This is a genomic window from Streptomyces sp. V3I7 (assembly GCF_030817495.1).
Taxonomy (GTDB): Bacteria; Actinomycetota; Actinomycetes; order Streptomycetales; family Streptomycetaceae; genus Streptomyces.
The window spans coordinates 5,444,522-5,470,546 of sequence record NZ_JAUSZK010000001.1 but is presented as its reverse complement, the minus strand read 5'-3'; the positions used below and the strand labels follow the sequence as shown (position 1 = coordinate 5,470,546).

At 72.2% G+C, this 26,025-nt stretch carries 25 protein-coding genes and 1 pseudogene; 11 read left to right on the top strand and 15 right to left on the bottom strand.

The window, feature by feature from the left end:
- Positions 1-32: 32 nt before the first annotated feature.
- The 6 genes from QFZ74_RS25445 to QFZ74_RS25420 form a co-directional block, all read right to left on the bottom strand.
- Positions 33-614, bottom strand: coding sequence for a sugar kinase (locus QFZ74_RS25445; protein WP_307623152.1), 582 nt, complete (start codon positions 612-614; stop codon positions 33-35).
- Positions 611-1,756, bottom strand: a complete 1,146-nt coding sequence (locus QFZ74_RS25440; protein WP_307623151.1) for an ROK family glucokinase — start codon at positions 1,754-1,756, stop codon at positions 611-613. Before QFZ74_RS25440 ends, QFZ74_RS25445 begins: the two co-directional genes overlap by 4 nt.
- A gap of 116 nt (positions 1,757-1,872) precedes the next feature.
- Positions 1,873-2,652: an ATP-binding cassette domain-containing protein gene (locus QFZ74_RS25435; RefSeq protein WP_307624275.1), complete on the bottom strand. Its 780-nt coding sequence runs from the start codon at positions 2,650-2,652 to the stop codon at positions 1,873-1,875.
- Positions 2,653-2,663: 11 nt separating this feature from the next.
- The gene (locus QFZ74_RS25430) at positions 2,664-3,731 is read right to left on the bottom strand and encodes an ABC transporter permease (protein ID WP_307623150.1); all 1,068 of its coding nucleotides are present in this window, start codon (positions 3,729-3,731) and stop codon (positions 2,664-2,666) included.
- On the bottom strand, positions 3,728-4,741 hold the full coding sequence (locus QFZ74_RS25425; RefSeq protein WP_307623149.1) for a sugar ABC transporter substrate-binding protein: 1,014 nt from the start codon (positions 4,739-4,741) through the stop codon (positions 3,728-3,730). Before QFZ74_RS25425 ends, QFZ74_RS25430 begins: the two co-directional genes overlap by 4 nt.
- A 207-nt stretch (positions 4,742-4,948) precedes the next feature.
- Positions 4,949-5,698, bottom strand: a complete 750-nt coding sequence (locus QFZ74_RS25420) for a GntR family transcriptional regulator (protein ID WP_307624274.1) — start codon at positions 5,696-5,698, stop codon at positions 4,949-4,951.
- A 118-nt stretch (positions 5,699-5,816) separates the two neighbouring features.
- Here QFZ74_RS25420 and QFZ74_RS25415 point away from each other — a divergent pair, with 118 nt between their 5' ends.
- Positions 5,817-6,848, top strand: coding sequence for a Gfo/Idh/MocA family oxidoreductase (locus QFZ74_RS25415; protein WP_307623148.1), 1,032 nt, complete (start codon positions 5,817-5,819; stop codon positions 6,846-6,848).
- Between the two features lie 191 nt (positions 6,849-7,039).
- Here QFZ74_RS25415 and QFZ74_RS25410 read toward each other — a convergent pair whose 3' ends face one another.
- From QFZ74_RS25410 to allB, 3 genes are all read right to left on the bottom strand, one after another.
- Complete coding sequence (locus tag QFZ74_RS25410; protein ID WP_307624273.1) at positions 7,040-7,666, bottom strand: dihydrofolate reductase family protein; 627 nt, start codon at positions 7,664-7,666, stop codon at positions 7,040-7,042.
- A gap of 89 nt (positions 7,667-7,755) precedes the next feature.
- A complete protein-coding gene (gene alc, locus QFZ74_RS25405) occupies positions 7,756-8,886 on the bottom strand; it encodes an allantoicase (protein ID WP_307624272.1) in 1,131 nt (376 codons plus the stop codon).
- Positions 8,883-10,247 (bottom strand): allantoinase AllB, encoded by a 1,365-nt coding sequence (gene allB / locus QFZ74_RS25400; protein WP_307623147.1) that lies wholly within the window; start codon positions 10,245-10,247, stop codon positions 8,883-8,885. The genes alc and allB overlap by 4 nt, the downstream gene beginning before the upstream one ends.
- A gap of 224 nt (positions 10,248-10,471) precedes the next feature.
- On the opposite strand from allB, the gene QFZ74_RS25395 reads away from it, so the two are divergent.
- The gene (locus tag QFZ74_RS25395) at positions 10,472-11,263 is read left to right on the top strand and encodes an IclR family transcriptional regulator (protein WP_307623146.1); all 792 of its coding nucleotides are present in this window, start codon (positions 10,472-10,474) and stop codon (positions 11,261-11,263) included.
- 49 nt (positions 11,264-11,312) lie between these two features.
- On the opposite strand, the gene QFZ74_RS25390 is transcribed toward QFZ74_RS25395, so the two are convergent.
- A complete protein-coding gene (locus QFZ74_RS25390; protein WP_307624271.1) occupies positions 11,313-11,627 on the bottom strand; it encodes a DUF5955 family protein in 315 nt (104 codons plus the stop codon).
- Between the two features lie 190 nt (positions 11,628-11,817).
- Between QFZ74_RS25390 and QFZ74_RS25385 the strand changes: the two genes are divergently transcribed.
- Together QFZ74_RS25385 and aceB are read left to right on the top strand one after the other, a co-directional pair.
- A complete protein-coding gene (locus QFZ74_RS25385; protein ID WP_373462434.1) occupies positions 11,818-12,432 on the top strand; it encodes an NTP transferase domain-containing protein in 615 nt (204 codons plus the stop codon).
- A 95-nt stretch (positions 12,433-12,527) separates the two neighbouring features.
- A complete protein-coding gene (gene aceB / locus QFZ74_RS25380; protein WP_307623145.1) occupies positions 12,528-14,153 on the top strand; it encodes a malate synthase A in 1,626 nt (541 codons plus the stop codon).
- Positions 14,154-14,181: 28 nt separating this feature from the next.
- Here the strand turns inward: aceB and QFZ74_RS25375 are convergent, their stop codons facing one another.
- Together QFZ74_RS25375 and QFZ74_RS25370 are read right to left on the bottom strand one after the other, a co-directional pair.
- Positions 14,182-15,096, bottom strand: a complete 915-nt coding sequence (locus QFZ74_RS25375) for a HipA family kinase (protein ID WP_307623144.1) — start codon at positions 15,094-15,096, stop codon at positions 14,182-14,184.
- A 26-nt stretch (positions 15,097-15,122) separates the two neighbouring features.
- Complete coding sequence (locus QFZ74_RS25370) at positions 15,123-16,631, bottom strand: IucA/IucC family siderophore biosynthesis protein (protein ID WP_307623143.1); 1,509 nt, start codon at positions 16,629-16,631, stop codon at positions 15,123-15,125.
- 129 nt (positions 16,632-16,760) lie between these two features.
- On the opposite strand from QFZ74_RS25370, the gene QFZ74_RS25365 reads away from it, so the two are divergent.
- Genes QFZ74_RS25365 through QFZ74_RS25355 form a run of 3 tightly spaced genes read left to right on the top strand, consistent with a single transcriptional unit; the run spans position 16,761 to position 20,440 of the window.
- A complete protein-coding gene (locus QFZ74_RS25365) occupies positions 16,761-18,326 on the top strand; it encodes an IucA/IucC family protein (protein WP_307623142.1) in 1,566 nt (521 codons plus the stop codon).
- A 9-nt stretch (positions 18,327-18,335) separates the two neighbouring features.
- Positions 18,336-19,616 carry a VWA domain-containing protein gene (locus QFZ74_RS25360; protein WP_307623141.1) on the top strand — a complete coding sequence of 427 codons (1,281 nt, stop codon included), beginning with the start codon at positions 18,336-18,338 and terminating at the stop codon, positions 19,614-19,616.
- Positions 19,616-20,440: a hypothetical protein gene (locus tag QFZ74_RS25355; RefSeq protein WP_307623140.1), complete on the top strand. Its 825-nt coding sequence runs from the start codon at positions 19,616-19,618 to the stop codon at positions 20,438-20,440. Before QFZ74_RS25360 ends, QFZ74_RS25355 begins: the two co-directional genes overlap by 1 nt.
- Before the next feature lie 69 nt (positions 20,441-20,509).
- Here QFZ74_RS25355 and QFZ74_RS25350 read toward each other — a convergent pair whose 3' ends face one another.
- A complete protein-coding gene (locus QFZ74_RS25350; RefSeq protein ID WP_307623139.1) occupies positions 20,510-21,136 on the bottom strand; it encodes a winged helix-turn-helix transcriptional regulator in 627 nt (208 codons plus the stop codon).
- Positions 21,137-21,217: 81 nt separating this feature from the next.
- On the opposite strand from QFZ74_RS25350, the gene QFZ74_RS25345 reads away from it, so the two are divergent.
- The gene (locus tag QFZ74_RS25345) at positions 21,218-22,426 is read left to right on the top strand and encodes a pyridoxal phosphate-dependent aminotransferase (RefSeq protein ID WP_307623138.1); all 1,209 of its coding nucleotides are present in this window, start codon (positions 21,218-21,220) and stop codon (positions 22,424-22,426) included.
- Between the two features lie 190 nt (positions 22,427-22,616).
- Complete coding sequence (locus tag QFZ74_RS25340) at positions 22,617-23,366, top strand: dienelactone hydrolase family protein (RefSeq protein ID WP_307623137.1); 750 nt, start codon at positions 22,617-22,619, stop codon at positions 23,364-23,366.
- A gap of 15 nt (positions 23,367-23,381) precedes the next feature.
- Here the strand turns inward: QFZ74_RS25340 and nadE are convergent, their stop codons facing one another.
- Positions 23,382-24,212: an ammonia-dependent NAD(+) synthetase gene (nadE, locus tag QFZ74_RS25335; RefSeq protein ID WP_307623136.1), complete on the bottom strand. Its 831-nt coding sequence runs from the start codon at positions 24,210-24,212 to the stop codon at positions 23,382-23,384.
- A gap of 185 nt (positions 24,213-24,397) precedes the next feature.
- On the opposite strand from nadE, the gene QFZ74_RS25330 reads away from it, so the two are divergent.
- Complete coding sequence (locus QFZ74_RS25330) at positions 24,398-25,039, top strand: hypothetical protein (protein WP_307623135.1); 642 nt, start codon at positions 24,398-24,400, stop codon at positions 25,037-25,039.
- Between the two features lie 60 nt (positions 25,040-25,099).
- A complete protein-coding gene (locus QFZ74_RS25325) occupies positions 25,100-25,522 on the top strand; it encodes a thioesterase family protein (RefSeq protein ID WP_307623134.1) in 423 nt (140 codons plus the stop codon).
- 82 nt (positions 25,523-25,604) lie between these two features.
- Here QFZ74_RS25325 and QFZ74_RS25320 read toward each other — a convergent pair.
- Positions 25,605-25,907 (bottom strand): annotated as a pseudogene (locus QFZ74_RS25320) (transposase); the annotation flags it as partial.
- Between the last annotated feature and the right edge of the window lie 118 nt (positions 25,908-26,025).

Here is a 26,025-nt window from a genome sequence, read left to right as displayed (position 1 = left end):
CCTGAGCCGGTCGGACCGGTCCGGCCGACCCGTCAGGGGATCGTGCGGGAGACGACGTACACGGTCGGGGACTTCGGGTCGGACAGGTTCACGACCACGTCCAGGGTGGGCGCCGGGTTCTTCCGCTTGCGCACGAAGCCGTACCAGGGGCCGAGGCCGCGGAAGTCCCAGCCGGTGACCTCGCGGTCGCGGGCGCCGATGCTCAGCTCGCCCTTCTTCAGGTCGTCCCGGTCGACGCCCGTCGCCTCGAGGAACGTGTCCAGTCCGGCGGGGTTGGTGCGGAACTGGACGTAGAGACGGCTGGTCTTCCAGTTGTTCGTCTCGTAGTAGGCGATGGGATCGGCCGGGATGGGCACGTTCACCTGGTACAGGCGGCGCTGGACCCTGGACGGCCAGCCCGCGGTGAGGCCGGTCGCCGAGTACTTCGCCTCCTTGTCCCTGCCGCTGGCGCGGCTCTGGTTGGCGGAGATCACCAGGTAGCCGGCCGGGACGCCGATGAGCAGCACGATGGTCAGCAGGGTGAGGGCCCTGCGGCGGATCATGTGGCCGCGGCTCTCCGGGGGCCGGGTCGGTTCGTCCGGGGCGGTGGCCTGGCGGGGCAGGGTGGTGGTCATGCGGTGTCCTGGGTGCGGCGGGACTCGGCGTACCGCTCGTAGCGTTCGTACCGCTCGACCCGGCGCCGCTTGGCGCGCCGGAAGCGGCGGGCGACCAGGCGGGCGAGGTCGGCGGCGCCGACCATACCGGCCTCGGGGCCGAGCTGGGCGCGGGTGATGCGGGCCTCGGGGCGGTAGCCGCGGCCGGTGAGGTGGCGCTTGAAGGCGTCGCGCGCGGGGCCGATGAGCAGGTCGTCGGCGGCCGAGACGCCGCCGCCGATCACGAAGCAGGAGGGGTCGAGCGCGGCCGCCAGGTTGGCGATGCCGACGCCGAGCCACTGGCCGATGTCCTGGAGCAGCTCGATGCACATCGCGTCGCCCTCGCGGGCCAGCTCGGTGATCATCGGGCCGCTGATGTCGCCGATGTTGCCCTTGACGTGCTCGATGATCCCGTACGCCACCGGGGAGTCGGCGGCGGCCAGCTCCTTGGCCTCGCGGACGAGCGCGTTGCCGGAGCTGTACTGCTCCCAGCAGCCGCGGTTGCCGCACGGGCAGCGGTGGCCGCCGGGCACGACCTGCATATGGCCGAACTCGCCCGCGACGCCGAACTTGCCGCGCTTGACCTGGCCGTCCTCCAGGATCGCGCCGCCGATGCCGGTGCCGAGCGTGATCATGACGAGGTGATCCTCGCCGCGGCCGGCGCCGAAGCGCCACTCGGCCCAGGCTGCGGTGTTGGCGTCGTTGTCGACGAGCACCGGCACCGACAGGCGGGCGGAGATGCGGTCGCGCAGCGGCTCGTTGCGCCACGACAGGTGGGGCGCGAACAGCACGCGGTTGCGGTCGGCGTCGACCCAGCCGGCCGCGCCGATGCCGACCGCGTGCACGTCGTGCCGGTCGGACAGGTCCAGGACCAGCTCGACGATGGTGTCCTCGACGACCTGGGGGCTCTTCGACTTGTCCGGGGTCTCCGCGCGGACCTTCTCCAGGATGTTGCCGTCGGCGTCGACGACACCGGCCATGACCTTGGTGCCGCCGATGTCGATGCCCACCGTGGGTACGCGGGGCGCCGTCAGGTGGGAGCGGCGTTCCCGGGTGCCCACGGTCCGCAGGGCGGTGGCGCGCCGGGAGCCGATGGGGGCGCTGAAGTTGCCGTAGGTGCTCATCAGGCCCGATTCTGCCTCACCGCGCGCGTGGGCGGGGTACGCGTGAGCGACGGGGAGCGTGCGTCGGCCACCGGGCGCGGGGCACCCGGTGGCCGGTCGCGGGGCTCGTCGAGAGGTCAGCCGCGCTGGAGTTCGTGGCGGAGATCGTCGAGGTCGTTCCCGCCTGCCATCTGGCGTGTCAGCTCCTCCAGCGTGATCGCGTCACGGGTGTGGCTGCCCACCATGGCACCGCGCTTCAGCAGCACGAAACGATCGCCGACCAGGTACGCGTGGTGCGGGTTGTGGGTGATGAGAACAACACCCAGACCCTGGTCACGTGCCGCCGCCACATATTTCAGGACCACACCGGACTGCTTCACGCCGAGGGCCGCCGTCGGCTCGTCCAGCACCAGGACCTTCGCGCCGAAGTACACCGCGCGCGCGATGGCCACGCACTGGCGCTCGCCGCCGGACAGGGTGCCGATGGGCTGGTCCACGTCGCGCAGGTCGATGCCCATGCGCAGCAGTTCGGCGCGGGCGGTGCGGCGCATGAAGTCGACGTCCATGCGCTTGAAGGGGCCGAAACCCTTGCGGGGCTCGGAGCCGAGGAAGAAGTTGCGCCACACCGGCATGAGCGGCACGACCGCGAGGTCCTGGTAGACCGTGGCGATGCCGCGGTCCAGGGCCTCGCGCGGGGAGCCGAGCCGGGTCTCCTCGCCCTCGATGCGCAGGGTGCCGCCGTCGTGCTGGTGCAGTCCGGCGATCATCTTGATCAGGGTCGACTTGCCCGCGCCGTTGTCGCCCAGGACGCAGGTGATCTCGCCCGCGTTGACCTCCAGGGAGACACCTTCGAGGGCGCGCACATTGCCGTAGTGCTTGCTGACGTCGGACAGCTCGACGAGCGCCGTACGCCGCATGGTCTCGTCCGTCACTTCGTCGCCTCCGCGCGTTTACGGACCCAGGCGTTGAGCAGGGTCGCGAGGAGCAGCATCGCTCCGAGGAAGAACTTGAACCAGTCGGGGTTCCACTCGGCGAAGACGATGCCCTTGCTGGTCATGCCGAAGATCAGCGCGCCGATCGCCGAGCCGACCGCGCTGCCGTACCCGCCGGTCATCAGGCAGCCGCCGATGACGGCCGCGATGATGTAGATCAGCTCGTTGCCGACGCCCTCGCCGGACTGGACGACGTCGTACGAGAAGAGCAGGTGCTGGCCGGAGATCCAGGCGCCGAGCGCCACGCCCATGTACAGGCCGATCTTGGTCCTCGCGACCGGGACGCCGACCGCGCGGGCCGCGTCCTCGTTGCCGCCGACGGCGAAGATCCAGTTGCCCGCGCGCGTGCGCAGCAGGATCCAGGAGCCGAGGGCGACCAGGGCGAGCCACCACAGGATGGTGATCTTGAAGTCGACGCCGCCGACGGTGAGGGTCGAGGCGAAGACGTCATGGGCCGTCGGGAAGCCCTCCATGTCGGCGATCGACTTGGTGGAGACGGTGCCGTCGATCAGCTTGGTCAGGCCGAGGTTCAGGCCGGTCAGGATCAGGAAGGTGCCCAGCGTGATGATGAAGCTGGGCAGCTTGGTGCGGGTGACCACGAAGCCGTTGAAGGCGCCGATCGCGAGGGTGGTCAGGAGCGAGACGCCTACGCCCACCCAGACGTTCGCCGTCATCTGGTAGCTGAACATCGACGAGATCAGCGCCGACGACGTCACCAGCACACCCGAGGACAGGTCGACCTCGCCGCCGATCATCAGCAGCGCGACCGGGACCGCCATGATGCCGATCGTCGAGGACGCGTACAGGACGGTGCTCAGGCTCGCCGGGTGCAGGAAGCTGCCGGCGGCGAAGGCGAAGAAGGCGAAGACCGCGATGGCGCCGACGATCGAGCCCAGCTCGGGACGGCCCAGCAGCTTGCGCAGCCAGGACGCCTTCGTCAGCCGCTCGTCGGTGGCGGCCGGGGACGCGGTGTCGGTGGAGGCGGGGGCGGGGGCGGCGCTCATCGGGTGCCCCGCTGCGTCAACGACTCCAGCGCGGGCGCCTGGTCCTTGGTGATGATCTGCGGGCCGGTGAGCACCGGCCGGCCGCCGCCGAGGACATCGTGGTTGTACTTGTACAGCCACAGCAGGTCGACCGCCTGGTAGCCCTGGAGGTACGGCTGCTGGTCGACGGCGAAGCCGAGGGTGCCGTCCTTCAGCTCGGAGACGACCTTGGCGTTGAGGTCGAAGGTGTCGACCTCGGCCTTGCTGCCCGCGTCGTTCTTCGCCTTCACCGCGGTGTCGGCGTAGGGCGCGCCGAGCGTGACGACGGCGTCGACGGACTTGTCGGTCTGGAGCTTGGCGCCGACGGCGGACTGCACGTCGGGCATGCTGGTGCCGTTGACGTAGAGGTTCTCCACCATGCCGTCGAAGGTCTTCCTCACGCCCGCGCAGCGCTGCTCGTGACCGACGTTGCCCTGCTCGTGCAGGACGCAGATCGCCTTCTTCCTGCCGCGCTTGTTCAGCTCCTCGCCGACGGCCTCGCCGGCGATGGTCTCGTCCTGGCCGACGTGCGTGAGCGCGCCGAAGGCCTTGGACTCGGCGGAGCCGGAGTTCACCGTGATCACCGGGATGCCGGCCTTCTCGGCGCGGGCGACGGCCGCCTTCATGGCGTCGGGCTTGGCGAGGGAGACGATGATGCCGTCGACCTTCTTGTCGACGGCGGCGTCCACGAGCTGCGCCTGCTGCTGGGCCTCGTCGTCGTGCGAGTAGAGGAAGTTGATGTTGTCCTTGCGGGCGGCGTCCTCGGCTCCGCTCTGCACGATGTCCCAGAAGGTGTCGCCGTCCCCGGAGTGCGTGATCATCGCGAACGTCCAGCGCGGCGTGGTCACGGCCGCCTTCCCCTGGGCGACTGCGGCCTTGCGGGCGTCCTCGGCCCGCTTGCCGCCCGTGCTGCTGCACCCGGAGAGCGACAGACAGGCCAGGCTCAGCGCCCCCGTCACCGCGATGCCAACCCAGGTTCGAAACCGTGTCACGAGGCCGTGCCCTTCTTGCTGTGCTCTGACGTACGCAGGGGTCTGGTGATCGACTCAGCAGTCCCGAACATCCCATTGTCGGACACAGGGGTGGCATATGCCGCACCCGGGGCGGGTTCGTCGGTCATATTGTCCGGACATCCTGACGAACGAAACGTACGGTCGACCGGGCGCACAGAGGCCGCGCTCAGCGGGCTGACCGGACGCTCAGGGCCGTACGAGGAGCTGGAAGTCGAAGGAGTAGCGCGCCGGGCGGTAGACGTGCTCGCCCAGCTCGACGGCGCGTCCGGTGTCGTCGAAGGTGGTGCGCCGCATGGTGAGCAGCGGGGCGCCCTCGGCCTCGGCGAGCCGCTCCGCCTCCCTGGCCGTGGCGCCGCGGGCGCCGATGGACTGGCGGGCGCTGTGCAGGGTGATCCCGGCGGCGCGCATCAGCCGGTACAGGCCGGTCGCCTCCAGCTGCGCGGTGTCCAGTTCGACCAGCCCGGGCGGCAGGTGGTTGATGAGGTACGCCATCGGCTCGCCGTGCGCCAGCCGCAGCCGCTCGACGCGGTGGACCTCGCTGCCCTCGGCGACCGCGAGCGCGGTGGCGACCTCGGCGGAGGCCGGGACGACGGTGTTGACGAGGACCGTGGTCGCGGGGCGCTGGCCCGCCGCCTCCAGGTCGTCGTAGAGGCTGCTGAGCTCCAGGGGGCGCTTGACGTGGCTGTGCACGACCTGGGTGCCGACGCCGCGGCGGCGGACGAGGAGCCCCTTGTCGACGAGGGTCTGGATGGCCTGCCGGACGGTGGGCCGGGACAGCCCCAGCCGCGCGGCGAGTTCGATCTCGTTGCCCAGCAGGCTGCCGGGGGCCAGGTCGCCGTGTTCGACCGCCGACTCCAGCTGCTGGGAGAGCTGGAAGTACAGCGGCACGGGTGAACTCCGGTCCACGCTCAGATCGAGCGAGTGGGTCGGGTTCACGTCTGGTTTGGGCACGAGGCCGAGGGTAGCTCCGTGCCCGGACGACGGGAAGTCGTGTAGTCCGGTTGTCCGGACATGCTGATTGACAGCACGGGGGGTGGCCCACCACTTTGTTCCCATGCGCATCGGGGTCATCGGAACGGGCCGTCTCGGCGCCGTGCACGCCAACACGCTCAGCCGCCATCGCGAGGTCGGATCCCTGATCCTCACGGACGCGGATCCGGCGCGGGCCCAGGCCCTCGCCAACCGTCTGGGAGAGACGGCGGCACCGGGAGTGGACGAGATCTTCAAGTGGGGCGTGGACGCCGTGGTCATCACCACGTCGACGTCGGCGCACGCGGAACTGATCGCCCGGGCGGCGCGCTCCGGGCTCCCGGTGTTCTGCGAGAAGCCCATCGCCCTGGACCTTCCGGGCACGCTCCAGGCGCTCGCCGAGGTCGAAGCGGCCGGCACCATTCTCCAGATGGGGTTCCAGCGGCGCTTCGACGCGGGCTACCTGGGCGCCCGCGAGGCCGTACGCTCCGGGCGGCTCGGCCGGCTGCACACGGTACGGGCGCTGACCTGCGACCAGTCCCCTCCCCCGGCGGACTGGCTGCCGCTGTCCGGCGGGCTGTTCCGGGACACGCTGATCCACGACTTCGACGTGCTGCGCTGGGTGACGGGCCGAGAGATCGTCGACGTGTACGCCGTCGGGTCCGACGCCGGTCACACGATGTTCCGCGAGGCCGGTGACATCGACACGGCCGCGGCCGTCCTCACCCTGGACGACGGCACGCTGGCGACGGTGAGCGCGACCCGGACGAACGGCGCGGGCTACGACGTGCGCATGGAGCTGGCCGGCGAACGGGACACGGTCGTGGTGGGCCTGGACGACCGCACCCCGCTCGCCTCCACCGAGCCCAGCGGCCCGCCGGCCGCGGACCAGCCGTGGACCGGCTTCCTGGAACGCTTCGCCCCCGCCTACGAGGCCGAACTCCGCGCCTTCGTCGAGCTCCTGCACGCCGAACGCCCCAACCCCTGCGACGGCCGCGAAGCCCTCCAGGCCCTCCGCGCCGCCGAAGCCTGCGAAATCTCGCGCCGCGAACGCCGCCCGGTACGCCTGGCGGAGATCCCGGGGGCCACGACGGCTTCTTTCGGATCGCTGACGTGAGACGGGAGGGGGCCGGGTGTCCGGCCCTCTCGCACCGAACCGGCGGACGGGGAGGAGGTCAGCGCGCCGCGTTCGAGACGGCCTTCCAGGCACCGGCGTACCGCGCATGGCTGGAACGCGCGGGCGGACGCGAGGCCGCCTCCCGGCCCCTGGGGCACGGGAGGCGGCCTGAGCGGGAAGACCGTGAACGGCTAGGCCTCCTCGGGGAGTTCGAAGGAGCCGTACTCGGGGCGGCCCAGGACGTCGTACGTCTGGATGGACACGCCCTTGCCGGTGACGCTGCCGCCGGTGTGGCGGAAGGCGGTGGGGACGGCGCCCTCCTCGAACAGGCGCAGGCCGCTGCCCAGGACGACCGGGAAGGTCAGCAGGTGGAGGGTGTCGATGAGGCCGAGGTTCAGCAGCGAGCGGACCAGGGCGCCGCTGCCGTGGATCTGGAGCTCGCCGTCGGTCCGCTCCTTGAGCGCGGTGACCTCCTTGGCGAGGTCCCCGCGGACGACGGTGGTGCCGGACCAGCCGGGCTCGGTGAGGGTCGAGGAGACGACGTACTTCGGGAGCGCGTTGAGCTGGGCGGCGACCGGGTTGTCGGGGTCGGTCACCTTGGGCCAGTAGCCCGCGAAGATGTCGTACGTACGGCGGCCGAGCAGGTAGGCGCCCGAGCGGCCGAAGACCTCGGTGACGAACCCCCCGAAGTCCTCGTCGCTGTACGGGAAGCTCCAGCCGCCGTGGGTGAAGCCGCCGCGGGTGTCCTCCTGGGGGCCGCCCGGGGCCTGGTAGACGCCGTCGAGGGTGACGAAGATGGTCGAGACGAGCTTGCCCATGGCGGGTGCCTGCTTCCTGCGGGTGCGATCTGGTGTCATCACCTCAGACCGCTCCGGCGCCCGCAACTCATCGGTGGTCCGTGCGGGCGTCAGCCGCCGAGCTCCTGGTGGCGGGCGGCCAGGCGGGCCGCGCCGTCCTCCGTCAGGGAGCCGAACAGGCGCAGCCGGGAGATGCCCCCGTCCGGGTGGATGTCGATGCGCGCGTGGGTGCCGACGGCCGGTTCCGGGAGCACGAAGCGGTGGTCGGTGTCGGGCTGGAGCCGGGTGCGCGGAAGGATCTCGCGCCACTCCCCCGCCCCGTCCCGCACGGAGACCGACGCCCAGCCGGCGCTGTTGCCCTTCAGGCAGGCGGTGTCGATGCCGATCGCACGGATCTCGGACCGGCCGGTGAGCCGGTAGCGGATCCAGTCGTGGCCCCGGTCGCGGCGGCGGCGCGTCTCCCAGCCCTCGTCCATCGTGCGGGAGCGGCCCGGCAGGATGGTGTGGGTGGCGGGTGAGTAGAAGAGGTTCGAGGCCTCCTCGACCAGGCCGCCGTTCTCCAGGGCGACGACGTCGAAGGAGCCGAGGACCGCGAGCCACGCGGGGTCGGGGACCACCTCGCCGTGCGCGCGCAGGCGCGCGATGCCGCCGTCGGGGTGCTGGTTGAGGCGCAGGTGGGTGAAGCGCTGTTCGGCGGTGACGGTGAAGCCGTTCGCCGCGTGGCCGCCGACCGGGGTGCGCGGCAGGAGGGTGGTCCACTTCACGTCGTCGCCGAACAGTTCCCCGGGGGACGGGGTGCCGGGCACGCAGGCGCCCTCGATCGAGACCGCCTGCGGGTAGTTGCCGCGGAAGTGGGCGGTGTCGACGACGACGCCCCGGACGATCCCGGGCGCGCCGAGGCGGATCAGCGCCCAGTCGTGGTCCTCGGGGGCGGGCCAGGGGTGTTCGGCGTCCGCGCCGCGCCGGCGCCGGGTCTCCCAGCCGTCCATGACCTTGCCCTTGTGGCCGAAGTGCGCGGGGTCGAACTCGGCCCGGCCGGGCACCAGCAGGTTCTCGCGCGGGGCGAAGAACTCGTCGCCCGCGGCGATCACGGCGGCACCGAGCCGCCGGTCGGCGAGGTCGGCGTGGTGGGTGAAGGGGTAAGCGGCGGTGCGGTAGTCCGCGTACGGGTCGCCGCCCGCGTAGGGCTGAGCGTCGCCGGTGAAACGGGCCGAGGGGAACTGCTCCGTCACGGTGATCAGGGTTCCTTCCGGGGTCGGCCGCTGTCGGGGGTGCGCGTGAGCAGTTGGCCGCGCGGCGCGCTGAACTCGCCGTCCGCCATGACGCGTTGGCCCCGCAGCCAGGTGGAGCGCACGACGCCGTACAGGGTCTTTCCGGCGTACGCCGTGACGCGGTTGCGGTGCTGGAGGTGCGCGGGGTCCACGGTGAAGGCCGCCTCGGGCGCGAGGACCGCGAAGTCGGCGTCCCGGCCCGCCTCGATGGCGCCCTTGTGTTCCAGCCCGACCAGGCCGGCCGTGCGCGCGCACATCCAGCGGACGACGTCCTGAAGGCCGTACCCGCGCGCGCGGGCGCCGGTCCACACGGCCGGCAGGCTCAGTTGCAGGCCCGCGATGCCGCCCCAGGCGGTGGCGAAGTCGGCCGTCTTCAGGTCGGCGGTGCAGGGCGAGTGGTCGGTGACGACGCAGTCGATCGTGCCGTCGGCCAGCGCCTGCCACAGCAGGTCCTGGTTGGCGGCCTCGCGGATGGGCGGGCAGCACTTGAACTCGCTCGCGCCATCGGGGACTTCCTCGGCGGTGAGGGTGAGGTAGTGCGGGCAGGTCTCGACGGTGACGCGGACGCCGTCGGCCTTCGCGGCGGCGATCAGCGGCAGCGCGTCGCTCGACGACAGGTGCAGGACGTGCACGCGCGCGTCGAGGCGCCCTGCCTGCGCGATCAGCTCGGCGACGGCGCTGTTCTCGGCGCCGCGCGGGCGGGAGGCGAGGAAGTCGGCGTAGCGGGGGCCGCCCCGGCTCGGGGCGGTGGCGAGGTGGTGCGGATCCTCGGCGTGCGCGATCAGCAGCCCGTCGAAACCGGCGATCTCGGCGAGGGAGACGCCGAGTTGGGAGGCGTCGAGGTGCGGGAACTCGTCCACGCCGGACGGGGACAGGAACGCCTTGAAGCCGAAGACTCCGGCGTCGTGCAGCGGGCGCAGGTCGCCGACGTTGCCGGGCAGCGCGCCGCCCCAGAAGCCGACGTCGACGTGCGCCTTGTCGGCGGCAGTCTTCTGCTTCGTCCGCAGATGGTCGACCGTCGTGGTCGGCGGGAGGGAGTTGAGCGGCATGTCGACGAGCGTGGTGACGCCCCCGGCGGCCGCCGCGCGCGTGGCGGTCCAGAAGCCCTCCCACTCGGTGCGGCCGGGGTCGTTGACGTGCACGTGGGTGTCGACCAGGCCGGGCAGCAGTGCGTCGTCGCCGAGCTCCTCCAGCCGGGCCCCGGGCGGTACGTCGGCGTCGTACGGCAGGACGGCGGTGATCCGCCCGCCGGCGACGGCGACCGCGGCGGGGCGCACCCCCTCCGGGGTGACGACGCGCCGCGAGCGCAGCACCAGTTCGGCGTCGGGCACCGGGACCCTCCTTCGGGCACGGACTGCATCCTTCTTAAGGGGCGGACTGCTTCCTTCCGAGGCTGTTCAACGTTCTGTTGAAGGAGTCTTGTCTGCGCCCCGCAGACCGTCAAGGCCGTACCCGCCGACGGCCCTGGGCGGGCCCGCCCTGGACGCTTCCGCAAGGCGGAATTAGGGTTTCAGCCTGCCCTTGTACGTCCCGTCCGTCCCGGAAGGAACGCCTCGTGTCCACCTCCAGCACCGGCCCAGCCGGCTCCGCCAAGTCCGCCGGCGGCGGGGTCCAGTCCCTGGAGCGCGCCTTCGACCTGCTGGAGCGGATGGCGGACGCGGGCGGCGAGGTCGGCCTGAGCGAGCTGTCGGCGAGCAGCGGGCTGCCGCTGCCGACCATCCACCGGCTGATGCGCACGCTGGTGGCCAGCGGTTACGTCCGCCAGCAGCCCAACCGCCGTTACGCCCTCGGCCCCCGGCTGATCCGGCTCGGCGAGTCCGCCTCCCGGCTGGTCGGCGCCTGGGCGCGCCCCTGCCTGGCCCGGCTCGTCGAGGAGACCGGTGAGACGGCCAACATGGCGCTGCTGGACGGCGACGAGGTCGTGTACGTGGCGCAGGTGCCGTCCAAGCACTCGATGCGGATGTTCACCGAGGTCGGCCGCCGCGTCCTGCCGCACTCCACGGGCGTCGGCAAGGCGCTCCTCGCCCATCTCCCCGACGACGAGGTGCGCACGCTGCTCTCCCGCACCGGCATGCCGGCCGCGACGGAGCGGACGATCACCACACCGGAGGGCTTCCTGGCGGCGCTGGAGGAGGTGCGCCGGCGGGGGTACGCCGTCGACGACAACGAGCAGGAACTCGGCGTGCGCTGCCTCGCGGTGTCGGTGCCCGGCTCCCCCACCGCGGCCGCCCTCTCCGTCTCCGGCCCGGCCGGCCGCCTCACCGAGGTGGCGACGCAGCGGATGGTGCCGGTGCTGCGGCAGGTGGCGGCGGACCTGTCCCGGACGCTGACCGGGACAGGTACCTGATTAGCTGATTCGCACCGGACTCGCCGCCGTCGTCGCCGTCACACCGGGCTCAGCCGGCCGGTGGGCCACCGAACAGGTCCACCGCGTTCCGTACGTCCGTCAGTCCCCGCGTCAGCGCGCTGACCGACCCGATCGCGCCCGCGATCAGCAGCAGCGAGCTGCGCAACCGCGGAATCTCGGGTGGGCCGCCGGACGTCATGGCGGCCAGGACCGCCAGTTCGTCCTCGGCGATCCCGCGGTCCGGGAACTCGGCCGGATGGGCGGCGAGTTCACGGCGCAACCGGGACACGGCGGTTCGCAGTTCCGCCACTCTCGGGTCCTCGTCGCCACCGATCACTGCCCTCTGCCCCAAACTCTGCAACAGCCCTCCCCCTCGCACGTTCACCACAGGCCGGCGCACCCCTCGCGCGCCCGGCCGGCCCCCACGGCGCTGGTCGGGCGCCCGGGGACGCGGGCCAGTAAACGCCAACCGGCACGGGGTACGCCACCGCGCGGGCCGAAAATCAGCCCTGGCCGCCCAGCAGCCGCGCGCCACGCCGGGTATGCAGTAACCCATGACGCAGGAACCCATGACGGACGACCGCGGCCGGCCCGCCGGGCTGCTGCTCGCCGCGGGCGGCGGCCGGCGGCTGGGCGGACGCCCCAAGGCGCTGCTCGAACACCGCGGGCGCCCCCTGGTGGAGTACGCGGTCGGGGTGCTGCGCGCCGCCGGCTGCGACCGCGTCCACGTGGTCCTCGGGGCCGGGGCGGACGCCGTGCGGGAGCGGGCCGACCTGACAGGCTGCGTGCTCGTGGACAACCCCGGCTGGGCCGAGGGCATGGGCTCCTCGCTGCGCGCGGGCCTCGCCTCCCTCGCCCGTACGGGCGCTCCGGCGGCGTTGGTCTCGCTGGTCGACCAGCCCGGTATCGGGGCGGAAGCCGCGGCCCGCGTCCTCGCCGCCTACCGGGACGAGACGTCCCTCGCCTCGGCGGCGTACGACGGCGTACGAGGGCATCCCGTGCTCGTCGGCGCCGCGCACTGGGCGGGCGTCGCCGCGAGCGCGACCGGCGACCGCGGCGCCCGCGACTATCTGCGGGCGCACGCGCGGGCGTTGACGCTCGTCGAGTGCGGCGACGTGGCGCGGCCCTACGACATCGACACGGAGGCAGATCTGATCCACCTGGAGTGAGGGGGCCATGCGTCGGCCGTCCATTGAGGTTCCACGATGAGGAAACTACTATCCACCGCACCCGGTGCCGCCACCGCTGAAGGAAGTGACAGCTCATGTCCGCACCAGCGCCGTCTCCGCTGGCCCTCGTCGACGCCGAGCCGCTGCCGCGACAGGAGGAGGTCCTCTCCGACGCGGCGCTCGCCTTCGTGGCCGAACTGCACCGGCGGTTCACGCCGCGCCGCGACGAACTCCTCGCCCGCCGCGCGGACCGCCGTGCCGAGATCGCCCGCACCTCCACGCTCGACTTCCTCCCGGAGACCGCCGCGATCCGCGCTGACGACTCCTGGCGGGTGGCTCCGGCCCCCGCCGCCCTGAACGACCGCCGGGTGGAGATCACCGGCCCCACCGACCGCAAGATGACCATCAACGCCCTCAACTCGGGGGCCCGGGTCTGGCTGGCCGACTTCGAGGACGCCTCCGCGCCCACCTGGGAGAACGTCGTCCAGGGCCAGCTCAACATGAGCGACGCCTACCACCGCCGTATCGACTTCACCGACGCGGCCTCCGGCAAGTCGTACGCCCTCAAGGCCGACGAGGAGCTCGCCACGGTCGTCATGCGCCCGCGCGGCTGGCACCTGGACGATCGGCACCTCCTGGACGCCGACGGCCGGCCGGTCCCGGGCGCCCTGGTCGACTTCGGCCTCTACTTCTTCCACAACGCCCAACGGCTGCTCGACCTCGGCAAGGGGCCGTACTTCTACCTCCCCAAGACGGAGTCGCATCTGGAGGCCCGCCTCTGGAACGACGTGTTCGTCTTCGCGCAGGACTACGTCGGCATCCCGCAGGGCGCCATCCGCGCCACCGTCCTGATCGAGACGATCACCGCGGCCTACGAGATGGACGAGATCCTCTACGAACTCCGCGACCACGCCTCGGGGTTGAACGCCGGCCGCTGGGACTACCTGTTCTCCATCGTCAAGAACTTCCGTGACGGCGGGGCGAAGTTCGTGCTCCCGGACCGCAACGCGGTGACGATGACGGCCCCGTTCATGCGGGCGTACACCGAACTCCTCGTCCGCACCTGCCACAAGCGCGGGGCGCACGCGATCGGCGGCATGGCGGCGTTCATCCCGTCGCGCCGCGACGAGGAGGTCAACAAGGTCGCCTTCGAGAAGGTCAAGGCGGACAAGGACCGTGAGGCGGACGACGGTTTCGACGGCTCCTGGGTCGCCCACCCCGACCTGGTCCCGCTCGCCATGGAGTCCTTCGACCGGGTCCTCGGCAACAGGCCGCACCAGAAGGACCGGCTGCGCGAGGACGTCCACGTCGAGGCGGCCGACCTGATCGCGGTCGACTCACTGGACGCCCGGCCAACGTACGCCGGTCTGGTCAACGCCGTTCAGGTCGGCATCCGTTACATCGAGGCGTGGCTGCGCGGGCTCGGCGCGGTCGCCATCTTCAACCTGATGGAGGACGCGGCCACCGCCGAGATCTCCCGGTCGCAGATCTGGCAGTGGATCAACGCGGGCGTCGAGTTCGAGGACGGCCAGAAGGTCACGCCCGAACTGGCCCGCAGGGTGGCGGCGGAGGAACTGGCCGCCATCCGCGAGGAGATCGGGGAGGAGGCCTTCGCGGCCGGCCACTGGCAGGAGGCGCACGACCTGCTGCTGCGGGTGGCGTTGGACGAGGACTACGTGGACTTCCTGACCCTTCCGGCGTACCGGCAGCTCAAGGGTTAGCTCACAGAGGCCGAGGAGACCGCCCGCCTCACCCCAGGTGCACCGACCAGTCCTGCTCCGCCGCAGGCTTCCCGTGCAGGTCGGGAACGCGCTTGAGCCAGTCGGGGCGGCCCTGTTCGGTGCGGCGGGCGCGGGCGGACTCCTCGGCGGCGAGTTCCTCGCGGGTCGGAAAGTCGGTGGGCAGCCACTGCGCGGACGCCTTCACGCGCGCGACGAGGTAGTCGACGTACGCGTCCCGGACCTCATCCGGCGTGCTGAAGCCCGGTTCGTCGGTGAGCCAGGCGTCCGGGACCTCCGCCATGATGCCGCGCAGCAGATCCTCGGTGACGCGGGGCGCCAGCTCGGCGTCGGCGGCGCGCACGTCGGGCGCGTAGGGGCCGAGGGCGTGGTGGCGGAAGTCGTACGCCTTGGCCGGATCCGCGCCGCCCCAGCGGTGGTGGAAGACGAGGGCGGCACCGTGGTCGATGAGCCACAGGCGCGGCGGCGCGATGCCGAACGTGGGCCAGACCATGAGGTTGGAACTGTGCACCGTGCGGTCGACGTTCACGGTGAGGGCGTCCAGCCAGACGATCCGGCCCGCCTCCAGCGGATCCACCGGGAACATCCTGGCGAGCTCGGGGGTGAGGTCCTTCGCGCCCGGCAGGAAGTCCATGCCGAGGTTGACGCCGTGGCTGGCGTCGAGGAGTTCCCGTACCTCCTGGTGCGGCTCGTCCCGGGCGATGGCCGGGTCGAAGTGCACCAGGACGAGTTCGGGGAAGCGCAGGCCGAGCGCCCGCGCGAGCTCGCCCACGATCACCTCGGCGACCAGCGCCTTGCGGCCCTGCGCGGAGCCGCTGAACTTCACGACGTACGTCCCCAGGTCGTCGGCCTCGACGACGCCGGGGACGGACCCGCCGGTCCGCAGCGGGGTCACGTATCGGACAGCGGTCACATCGCGCAGCACCCGGCCAGCGTATGCCAGTCCTCCGGTCAGGCGCTGGCCAGCGGGTTCGGCAGCGGCAGATAGCGGGCGGCGGCCCCGTCGGCGCCGGTCCAGCGCAGCAGCAGATTCGTTTTGCCGGGGAGGGTCGGTGCCGTGAGCAGCTCGGCGATCTCGGGGAGGTCGTGGCGGGCGAGCTCGCGGCGGGCGGCGGGCCAGGGGTCGAGGCCGGGGTGGTGCTCGGCGAGGGCGGCGGCGATCTCGGTGAGGTGGTTGACGACCAGGCAGTACACCAGCCGTTCCCAGCCTGCGGCGCGGGAGACGTCGGGCAGCAGTTTGACGCCCTCCGCGTCGCGGAACAGGGCCTGTACGGGGGTGCCGTCCGCGTCGACGGCGACCAGGGTGTTCTGCAGGTGTGCCTCCAGGACGACGTCGTGGTCCGCGAACGCGCCGAGCACCGGCGGGACGACCTGGCGCAGATACGCCTCCCACCAGGTCTCCGGGTCGCGGGCGGCGGCGAGCGGGCTGCCGTCGAAGCCCTCTGCCAGCCCGGCCGCGAGCAGCGGGGTGGCGCCGGGCAGCAGATGGCCGCGCAGTCCGTCGCGGACGAGGACGGCCAGCTCCTCGAAGGCGAAGGAGGCGGTGCGGTAGCCGCGGTCGCCGAGCCAGGCGGCGGGTCCCTTGGACGCGGCGAAGGCGCGGGTCGCGGCCGCGTCGGTACGGGGCAGTCTGCGCAGGTCGTGGTGCCACAGCCGGCGGATGTCGTTGGTGATCCGCACATCGAGGCTGAACTTCAGGAACAGGTCGCGCCGGGGCTCGTACACGGTGCGGACCGCCGCCGTCGGCCAGACGTCGCAGGTGGTCGTGCCCAGCCGGACCAGGCGGCCGTCGGCGAAGGCTGGGGCGAGGTCGCGGGCGGCGAGGTCGAGCTGCCAGGGGTGGGCGGGCAGCAGCCGGTAGCCGGGCGGGGCCGCGCCGAGCGCGTCCAGTGCGGAGGTGTCGCCCTCCTCGACGGCCTCGTCCGCGCGCACGCCGAGCAGCACCAGCGGGAAGCGGGCGTGCGCCTCGGGGGCGTACGGCAGCCAGCCGGCGGCCGGTCCGCCGCCGCGCGCCTTGGGGGCGGGGTGGTACGGGTGGCCGGTGAGGAGGGACTGCTCCGAGCGCAGGTAGGGGTCACCGGGCGCCGTCGCCCGCGCGCGGGCGGTGAGCAGCGCGGCGACCGCGTCCCGGCTGTCGGTCATCTCGGTGGGCAGATCGCCGTTGGACAGCCCGGTGTGTCTGCGCAACTCGTCGGCGACCAGTTTCACCAGTTCGGTGTGGCCGACGCGGTGCCAGGCGCCGTCCACGCACACCTCGGGGGCGGCGGGGCGCCGGCCGTCGCGTACGCGCAGCAGCCGGCCGCCGCCGGGCAGCCGGTACACGCGCCGGTCGCCCTCCCCGTCGGCGGGGAGCGGTTCGGCCACCTCCCGGATCAGGCAGTTGAGCAGCGGCGCGACGGCGTACGCGTCCGCGCGCGCCGCGACGTCGTCGCCGGGGAGGATGAGGTCCACGCGATCCATTCGTTCCCTTGTGTCCACACGGTCCGATCGTGATCAGTATGTCTTTCGCACCTGATAGATGTGGCGGACGAGGCGGCCGTGGCCGTCGTGCCCATCCCCGTACCCGATCCCCTACCGAGGAGTTTGCCCGTGCATCGTGCGCACCGCCCCCCGACCGCCGAGGCCCAGGTCGCCGCCGAGCTGGCGGAGGTCCGGTCCGGCCTCGTCCCGAGATACGCGGCCGAGCTGCCCGGGGCGCGGGCGGCCGTGCTGACCCGCCTGTGGCGGGCGCTGGCGCACGAGCCGCTGCCCTGGATCGGCCGCCGGGTACCCGCGGCGGACGGCCTGGCCCTGCGCCTGACCGACGGCCGGTCGCTGCACGGGCCGCGCGCGGATCCGTACGCGACCGGCGAGTACGTGACCGTCGTACGGCTGGACGGGATGGCGTACGACGATCCGGTGCGCCTGATGACGGACCTGGCGGTGCCGCACGCGGCGGGCTTCGCGGCCGAGCTCGGTCACAGCGTCGCGTCGCTGGCGCTGTCGCGGGCCGGGCGGCCGGAGCAGGCGGAGGCGTGGCCGGAGCGGGACTGGGAGTGGGAGCAGCGGGTGGTCGACGGGCATCCGTACCACCCCAACTGCCGCTCCCGGCCCGGCTTCTCGGTGGCGGAGCAGCTCGCGTACGGCCCCGAGCACCGGCCGGTGGTGGAGCTGGGTACGGCCCCGGTCCGCGCGGAGGAGTGCCTGGTGACGGGGGCGTGGCCGGAGGAACTGCGGGACGGGGAACGGCTGTTGGTCCCGGTGCACCCGTGGCAGGCGGAGCACGTGCTCAAGCTCGGGCCGACCACTGACCGGCGTGCTCTGCCCGCGCACCCGCTGATGTCCCTGCGCACCCTCGCGCTCCCCACCGGCCCGGACGGCTCGCAGGGCGCCCACGTCAAGACCGCGCTCAGCGCCCGGCTGACGTCCTCCGTCCGTGACATCTCGACGTACTCGATCGGCGCTGCCGCGACCCTGTCGGCCTTCGCGGAGGAGCTGGCGGCCCGCACGGACGGGCTCCTGCACGTGACCCGCACCCTGGGCGCGGTCGCGGCGGGCTCCCCGGACCTGGCCGCGATGCTGCGCGAGTCGCCCGAGGTGTACGCGCCGCCGGGCGAGCGGGTGCTTCCCGTGGCCGCCCTCGCGACCACCGGCCTGCCCAACTCCCCTGCCTGGCTGGCCGACTTCGCGCGGCTTGCGCTCACGGTGGGGATGCGGCTGCTGGACCTGGGCGTGGCGCTGGAGGCGCACGGCCAGAATCTCCTCGTGGTGCTGTCCGCGTCGGGCGCGCCGCTGCGTCTGGTCTACCGCGACCTCGCCGACATCCGCATCAGCCCGGCCCGGCTGGCCCGTCACGGTCTCACCCCGCCGAACCTGACCGGCCGGCTGATCACGGACGACGTAACCACCCTGCGCCGCAAATTGTTCGGCTCCCTGGTGGCGGGCGCCCTGGCCGCGACGGCGGGTTCCGGACCGGCGCTCGGCGCGGCGCTGGAGACGGCCGTACGCGACCTGCCGGCCACCGCCGACCTGACGGCCCTGCGCACCGAGCCGCTGCCGACGAAGGCGCTGACGCTGATGCGGCTGTCGCCCGAGACCCCCGGCGACCTGTGGGCCACCCTCCCCAACCCCCTTGCCGACCCGCTCGTTTTGGAGCCCGACACCTCTGATCACTAAGATCCGCCGATGATCAGAAGACAACGGGTGGCAGCGGGGATATGCGCCCTGCTCGCCGCCTTGACCGCAGGGATCGCGTTTCCCTCGGGAGCGGACGCCGACGAGATGTCGGCCCGCGCGCCCAAGGTGGACCTCGTCCTCGACGTCAGCGGTTCGATGCGCGCGCGGGACATCGACGGCCAGTCCCGGATGTCAGCGGCGAAGCAGGCCTTCAACGAGGTGCTGGACGCCACGCCCGAGGAAGTCCAGCTGGGCATCCGCACCCTGGGCGCCAACTACCCCGGCGACGACCGCAGGACGGGCTGCAAGGACACCGCCGCGCTCTACCCGGTCGGCCCGCTGAACCGCACCGACGCCAAGACGGCGGTGGCGACGCTCGCGCCGACCGGCTGGACCCCGATCGGGCCCGCGCTGCTCAAGGCCGCCGACGACCTCAAGGGCGGCACGGGCTCCAAGCGCATCGTGCTGATCAGCGACGGCGAGGACACCTGCCAGCCGCTGGACCCGTGCGAGGTGGCGCGCGCCATCGCCTCGAAGGGGATCGGGCTCACCATCGACACGCTCGGCCTGGTGCCGAACACGAAGCTGCGCCGGCAACTCAGTTGCATCGCCGAGGCGACCGGCGGCACGTACACCTCCGTCGAGCACGCCGCCGAACTCACCGATCGGGTCAACCAGTTGGTGGACCGGGCGGCGGATCCCGTGGTGACGCCGGTGGCGACGAAGGGCGCGGACCAGTGCACCGACGCCCCCGCCCTCAAGTCCGGTCTGTTCACGGACCGCGAGGAGTTCGGTCAGCAGCGCTGGTACCGGGTGGACGTCAACCCCGGCCAGGAGCTGCGCGCTTCGGTGAGCGTCGCGGCGGACCGCGCCGTGAACCCCGACTACGGGGTGCTGCTGCGGGCGGTCACGACGCACGGCCGTGAGATCGTGCGCGGCGAGTCGGCGGGCAACGGCCGCACCGACGTCATCTCGACCGGCCTGCGCTACCCGAAGCCGGAGAGCGACGACGACATGGACTCCGGGACGGGCACGCCCCCGGCGGAGACGGTCTGCCTCCAGGTCACCAACTCCCTCTCTGCGGCCTCCGGGGTGAAGACGACGCCGGGCATGCCGCTGGAACTGACCGTGGACGTCGTGGACGGCCCGAGCAACGCGAGCGACGTCGCCTCCTTCGGCCTCGGCCGCGGCTGGTGGCTGCTCGGCCTGCTGGTGCTGACCGGCTTCGTCGTGGGTCTGCTGTGGGGCTGGCTGTCGCGCTGGCGTGTCGCGGTCTGGAGGACCAACTGATGCGATTCACCCGCACGTTGAGCGTCGCTCTGCTGACGCTCGGCCTGGCCGCGGCCCCCGCGGCGGCCGGCTCCTCCCCCTCGCCCAGCGCTTCGGAGGGCACACAAGCCCCCACGCGGGCGGGCACGTCCTTCCGTACGGCCACCGAGATCGACCAGGGCCAGACCGCCACGGCGGACGCCTCCTCCGGCGACTACCTGTACTGGTCGTTCCCGGCCGACACCGGCCAGCGCCCGACCGTCCACGCGACGGTGAAGCTGCCCGCCTCGCACACGGACGAGACCTGGCAGCTCGACGTGTACGACGGTCTGCGCCGCCGCCAGGCCTGCCAGTACGGCGCCCAGACCCGCACCTCCCCCCAGGGCAGTCCGTCCGTCGAGCTGACCTGCGTCCTGCGCACGGTGCGCGCATGGTCCGAGCCGTGGGCCGACGACCCGCTGCCCGGCACGTACTACGTCCGCCTGACGGCCCTGAACCTGGCCACCGCCGACCTGGGCCTGCCGGTGCACGCCGAGGTCAGGGCCGACTCCGTCGACATGGGCGGCGCGGCCGCGGTGGACGGCTCCCTGGCCAAGCCCCTCGTCCCCGGCATCGCGGCCAAGTCCCCGTCGCACGAGGACACTTCGGGCTCGTCTCGCGGTGACATCGGAAAGCCGGCCGTCCTGTCCGCGATCGAGCCCGACGACGGCTGGTCCTCGGGCTGGTGGACCGACCGCTGGGTGTGGACGGCGATCGGCGCCGCCCTGGCCGCGCTGGCCGGCATCGGCGGCTACACGCTGACGCGCGGCTCGAGCCGCCCGTCGTACACACCGCCGAACGTCTGACCGACCCGGCAGAACGCATGAGCAAACTGAGGCCCGCCACCGCTCTGTTGGCGGGCCTCACTCGTTCCCTCACACCTCCCGGAGCGCCTTGGCCAGCGGGCCGTCGCCGGTGACCGTGACCCGCCCGGCCCGTACCGCGTCCCGCAGTCGCACCTCACCCCGGCCGACGGCCGCGCACGTGTCGGCGTCCAGGACGAGCCGGGCATCGGGTTCGACGGGGGCGGGCCCGTCGCCGTACACCGGGCCGTCCTCGGCGCCGACGTGCAGATGGAACTGGCCCTCGTCCAGCCGGACTTCGACGACACCCGCCCCATCCAGCTCCCGCAGCAGCGGCAGCGCGAACCAGTGTGCGCGTACGGCGTCGGTGGGCCGCCGGTCGCCGAGGGCGGCCTGCCCCCACTCCCCCAGCGTCTGGAGCACGGGCAGCAACCCTCTTCCTCGCGGGGTGAGTTCGTAGACGTAGGCCGCGCCCGGCGGAGGCAGTCGCCGACGGGTCGTCAGGCCGTCCCGTTCCATGTCCTTGAGCCGGGAGGCGAGGACGTCGGTGCTCACGCCGGGCAGATCCGCGTGCAGGTCGGTGTAGCGGCGGGGGCCGGCGAGCAGTTCACGGACGATCAGCAGGGTCCAGCGGTCGCCGACCAGGTCGAGAGCGCGGGCGGCGGAGCAGTACTGGTCGTAGCTTCGGCGAGGCGACATGCGACGCAGTCTAGACATGTTGTTGGACTTTCCAAGCTCCTACTTGGTAAAACCAAGTAACACTCGATCCTGGAGGGGCGCATGGAGTTCCGGCAGTCGAACAAGCTCAGCGAGGTCTGTTACGAGATCCGCGGCCCGGTGATCGAGCACGCCGATGCGCTGGAGGCGGCGGGGCACAGCGTGCTGCGCCTGAACACGGGCAACCCGGCCGCGTTCGGATTCGAGGCGCCGGAGGAGGTCCTCCAGGACATGATCCGCATGCTTCCTCGGGCGCACGGCTACACCGACTCGCGCGGCATCCTCTCCGCCCGCCGCGCCGTGGCCCAGCGCTACCAGGAGCGGGGCCTGGAGGTCGGCGTCGACGACGTGTTCCTCGGCAACGGCGTGTCCGAGCTGGTGTCGATGGCCGTACAGGCGCTGGTGGAGGACGGCGACGAAATCCTCATCCCGGCACCGGACTTCCCGCTCTGGACCGCCGTCACGACTCTCGCAGGTGGCACGGCGGTCCACTACCTCTGCGACGAACAGTCCGACTGGTACCCGGACTTGGCGGACATGGCGTCGAAGATCACGGACCGTACCAAGGCCGTGGTCATCATCAACCCCAACAACCCCACGGGCGCGGTCTATCCGAAGGAGGTGGTGGAGGGCATCCTCGATCTGGCCCGCCGCCACGGCCTGATGGTCTTCGCCGACGAGATCTACGACCAGATCCTGTACGACGACGCGGTGCACCACTCGGCCGCCGCACTCGCCCCCGACCTGGTCGTCCTCACCTTCTGCGGGCTGTCGAAGACGTACCGCGTGGCGGGTTTCCGCTCCGGCTGGCTGGTCGTCACGGGCCCGAAGCAGCACGCGCGCAACTACCTGGAGGGCCTCACCATGCTGGCCTCCATGCGCCTGTGCCCCAACGCGCCCGCGCAGTACGCCATCCAGGCCGCGCTCGGCGGCCGTCAGTCCATCCACGAACTCACCGCGCCCGGCGGCCGGTTGCGCGAACAGCGGGACGTGGCCTGGGAGAAGCTCAACGAGATCCCCGGGGTGTCGTGCGTGAAGCCGAAGGGCGCGCTGTACGCCTTCCCGCGCATCGACCCCAAGGTGCACCCGATCCACGACGACGAGAAGTTCGTCCTCGACCTGCTGCTGCGGGAGAAGATCCAGGTGGTCCAGGGCACGGGCTTCAACTGGCCGACGCCGGACCACTTCCGCATCCTCACGCTGCCGTACGCGGACGACCTGGAGGCGGCGATCGGCCGGATCGGTCGCTTCCTGAGCGGATACCGGCAGTGATCCGCTGAGGCGTTGTCAGGGGTGAAGGGCACCGTCAGGGGGTGAAGCGCACCGTGATACGTTGCGCGTCGCCGTGCGCCGCAGCGAGCCGAGGAGGTGAGACCGATCAACGCGATGACAGATCGGGACTCCCTCCTTCGCATGGCCCGGGGAGTGCCCGCAGAAGGCATCCCGAAAGGCCTGGAACGCTATGCGCTTCACCTCCCAGACGTCGTCCGACGGCGTCAACGAACAGCTCTTCACCCTCGACGCGACCGATGAACTCGACGCGATACCCGGCGTGTTGTGGACGCCCGAGGGTGGCACCGGTCCGCGTCCGCTGATCCTGCTGGGGCACGGGGGCGGCCGGCACAAGAAGGCGCCCGAGATCGTGGCCCGTGCGCACCGCTTCGTGACGGAGTCCGGCTACGCGGTGGTGGCGGTCGACGTGCCCGCCCATGGCGACCGGCCGCGGGTCGAAGAGTACGACCGCCTCGCGACCGAGAACCAGGCGCGCGTGGAGGCGGGAGACGAACTGGCCCCGCTCATCGCCGACTTCCAGGCGCTCGTGGCACGGCAGACCGTCCCGGAATGGCGGGCGGTCCTGGGCGCGGTCCAGCGGCTCGACCACGTCGGCACGGGACCGGTGGGCTACTGGGGCGTCTCGCTCGGCTGCGGGCTCGGCGTGCCGTTCGTCGCCGCCGAGCCCCGGGTCCGCGCGGCGGTGCTAGGGCTGGGCGGCGCGTCGGCCTCGGCGGAGGCGGCCGCGGGGATCACCGTCCCGGTGGAGTTCCTGGTGCAGTGGGACGACGAGCGGGTGCCGCGCGCCGAGTGCCTGGCACTGTTCGACGCGCTGGCCTCGACCGAGAAGGCACTGCACGCCCATCCCGGCAGGCACGGGGAGCTCCCGGCGCACGAGATGGACAGCACGCTGCGGTTCTTCGCCCGGCACCTCGGCTGACCCAGGTCGGGTCGGCTAGGGAGCGATCGGCAACTGACGCTTGTGCTCCGTGAGGCGGTAGCGGCGGACGATCGTCTCGAAGGCGCGCTCGTCGACCGGCTTGCCCTCCAGGAAGTCGTCGATGTCGTCGTACGTGACACCGAGCGCGTCCTCGTCGGCCTTGCCCGGGGCGAGGGTCTCCAGGTCGGCCGTCGGCGTCTTCCACACCAGCTCGGCCGGGGCGCCCAGCGCATCCGCGACGGCACGCACCCGGCGCTTGGTCAGGCCGGTCAGCGGGACGACGTCGGCGGCGCCGTCGCCGAACTTGGTGAAGAAGCCGGAGACCGCCTCGGCGGCGTGGTCGGTGCCGACGACGAGGCCGTCGTGGGCGCCGGCCACCGCGTACTGCGCGATCATGCGCTGCCGGGCCTTGATGTTGCCGTGCACGAAGTCCTGGTGGTGGGCGTCGCGGAAGCTCACGCCGCCGGCCAGTACGGTCTCGAGGGCTGCGTCGCTCGCGGGCTTGACGTCCACGGTCAGCGTCTCGTCGGGCCGGATGAAGGAGAGCGCGAGCTGGGCGTCCCGCTCGTCGGCCTGGACGCCGTAGGGCAGCCGCATCGCGTAGAACCGCGCCTCGTGCCCGGCGGCGCGCGCCCGCTCGACGGCGAGCTGGCAGAGCCGGCCGGTGGTGGTGGAGTCGACGCCGCCGCTGATGCCCAGCACGAGGGACCGAAGAGCGGTGGAGGTCAGCAGTGCGGCGAGGAAGGCCACCCGCCGCTCGATCTCCCGCTCGGCCTCGAAGGTCTCGGCGACCTGGAGATCCCGGGCGATCTCCCGCTGCAGGGCGATGGACGCCGGCTCGCTCACGTCTGCTCCTTGTTTCCGGTTCACGATGCGTGTCCCGGACACCCTACCCAGGCACGACGTGGCACCCTGCGGCGCGGGCGCCCGGGCGGCGGCCCGGGCCGACTGTCAGAGCCCGGTCGTACGCTGCGGATGACTGATCACTCATGACGGATCGCTCATGACCGCTCACTGGGGAGGAGTGCGCTGTGACACGACCGCCGACCGCCGCACAGCGGCGCATCATCGACGCCGCGGACCCGGTGTCCGGACGACTGCGCAGCGGTACGGAGGCGCAGCTCGCGGCGCTGGTGAGACACGGCCTCGCCTTCCGTCACCCGCGCCCGCCGCACGACCACTTCCTGACCCCGGCGGGCCAGCGCGCACGGGACCAGCCCCCGGAGCCGACAGAAGCCACCCCTGGCCCGGCCACCCCCGGGCCCTCCGCGACCGGGATCTTCACGGCCCGCGTGGGCGACGAGAACGAGCCGACCGGCACCCCGTCCCGCGCCCGCGAGGTGCACAGTGCATGGCAGGGCCTGCTGGAGCTGCGCCGGATGACCAACCCGAACGGCGCCACGGACCGCCCCTGCGCCTGGGAGCGCACGCACCTGATCCAGGCCGCCGCGCTCGCGTTGGAGGCGGCCGGCCATCGCCCGGCGGGCGCGGACTCCGACGGCTACCGCGTACGGGCCACCCCGCAACCGGAAGCGGTCGCGGTGTACGCCCCCGACGCCGAGACCCTGAAAGCCTGCGCCGCCACTCTGCACACCGCGGGCTGGCAGCCTGGCGAGTACACCGAGCCCCGCACGAGAACGCGCTATCTGCTCGCTTCCCCCCGCCGGACGTAAAGGGACATGCCAAGATCGGTGGGCTGGACAACGAACGTACGAACGTACGAAGGGGAAGCAGTGAGCGAGCCGTTTTCCGTCCGGGTCACCGTCCGCGGCTATGAGACCGATGTGCAGGGCCACCTCAACCAGAGCGTGTACATCAACTACGCCGAGCACGCCCGCTGGTGCCTGCTGCAGGCAGCCGGCGTCACCCAGGCCCAGCTCATCGGCAAGGGCGTGGGCCCCGTAGCGCTGGAGACCACGATCCGTTACCGGCGTGAACTGGTCGCGGGCGACGAGGTCGACGTGACCTGCGAGTTCGAGTGGGGCGGCGGCAAGACGTTCCGCATCCGTCAGGTCATCCGCAAGACGGACGGCACCGTGGCCGCCGAGGTCACCGCGACCGCCGGCCTCCTGGACCTCGCCCAGCGCAAACTGGTCGCGGAACCACGCGAGACGTTCAAGGAACTGGCCGCGGACCTCAGCCTGTTCGGCCTCTAGTGCTTTGACCGGGAAGGTTCACCGGGTTGTGTGTACGCCGCACCTGCCGTGAGGCATCGGCCTGAGCGCATGCCCCGACGGGTGACCCTGTCTGGACGACGAAGTCCTCTTCGTCAGTGCTGAGTTGGCGGGGACGGCCTCCCGCCCACCTGGGGTCCAGGCAGGCCAGGCCGATCTCGTTGAACCGGTGGATGACATCCCGGACGGTGTCCTCGTCCGCCTGCACCAGCTGTGCGATCACCGGCACGCGGTTCCCGCCGGCCGAGGCGAGCAGCATCATCGCGCGCCGATAGCGCACCGAACTGGTGGTGCCCCGGCGCACCATCTGCTGCAGCCGCTGCCCCTCCTGGTCGGTCAGTCTGCGCACTCGGACAGGCTCGGCCACCGCGCCTCCAGCGGTCGGATCGGACGTCACCCCACATCCAACCGCCACGACCACCAACACGGCGAACCTAATCCGTATCTAAGGGCGTCCCGATGGAGCAGAAGCTTCTCGGGATGTT

Bases quoted from the DNA above. Each gene is read 5' to 3' on its own strand.
- QFZ74_RS25445 (WP_307623152.1), bottom strand. From the start codon at position 614: ATGACCACCACCCTGCCCCGCCAGGCCACCGCCCCGGACGAACCGACC.
- QFZ74_RS25440 (WP_307623151.1), bottom strand. From the start codon at position 1,756: ATGAGCACCTACGGCAACTTCAGCGCCCCCATCGGCTCCCGGCGCGCC.
- QFZ74_RS25435 (WP_307624275.1), bottom strand. From the start codon at position 2,652: ATGCGGCGTACGGCGCTCGTCGAGCTGTCCGACGTCAGCAAGCACTAC.
- QFZ74_RS25430 (WP_307623150.1), bottom strand. From the start codon at position 3,731: ATGAGCGCCGCCCCCGCCCCCGCCTCCACCGACACCGCGTCCCCGGCC.
- QFZ74_RS25415 (WP_307623148.1), top strand. From the start codon at position 5,817: ATGCGCATCGGGGTCATCGGAACGGGCCGTCTCGGCGCCGTGCACGCC.
- QFZ74_RS25410 (WP_307624273.1), bottom strand. From the start codon at position 7,666: ATGGGCAAGCTCGTCTCGACCATCTTCGTCACCCTCGACGGCGTCTAC.
- QFZ74_RS25385 (WP_373462434.1), top strand. From the start codon at position 11,818: ATGACGCAGGAACCCATGACGGACGACCGCGGCCGGCCCGCCGGGCTG.
- aceB (WP_307623145.1), top strand. From the start codon at position 12,528: ATGTCCGCACCAGCGCCGTCTCCGCTGGCCCTCGTCGACGCCGAGCCG.
- QFZ74_RS25370 (WP_307623143.1), bottom strand. From the start codon at position 16,631: ATGGATCGCGTGGACCTCATCCTCCCCGGCGACGACGTCGCGGCGCGC.
- QFZ74_RS25360 (WP_307623141.1), top strand. From the start codon at position 18,336: ATGATCAGAAGACAACGGGTGGCAGCGGGGATATGCGCCCTGCTCGCC.
- QFZ74_RS25355 (WP_307623140.1), top strand. From the start codon at position 19,616: ATGCGATTCACCCGCACGTTGAGCGTCGCTCTGCTGACGCTCGGCCTG.
- QFZ74_RS25350 (WP_307623139.1), bottom strand. From the start codon at position 21,136: ATGTCGCCTCGCCGAAGCTACGACCAGTACTGCTCCGCCGCCCGCGCT.
- QFZ74_RS25345 (WP_307623138.1), top strand. From the start codon at position 21,218: ATGGAGTTCCGGCAGTCGAACAAGCTCAGCGAGGTCTGTTACGAGATC.
- QFZ74_RS25340 (WP_307623137.1), top strand. From the start codon at position 22,617: ATGCGCTTCACCTCCCAGACGTCGTCCGACGGCGTCAACGAACAGCTC.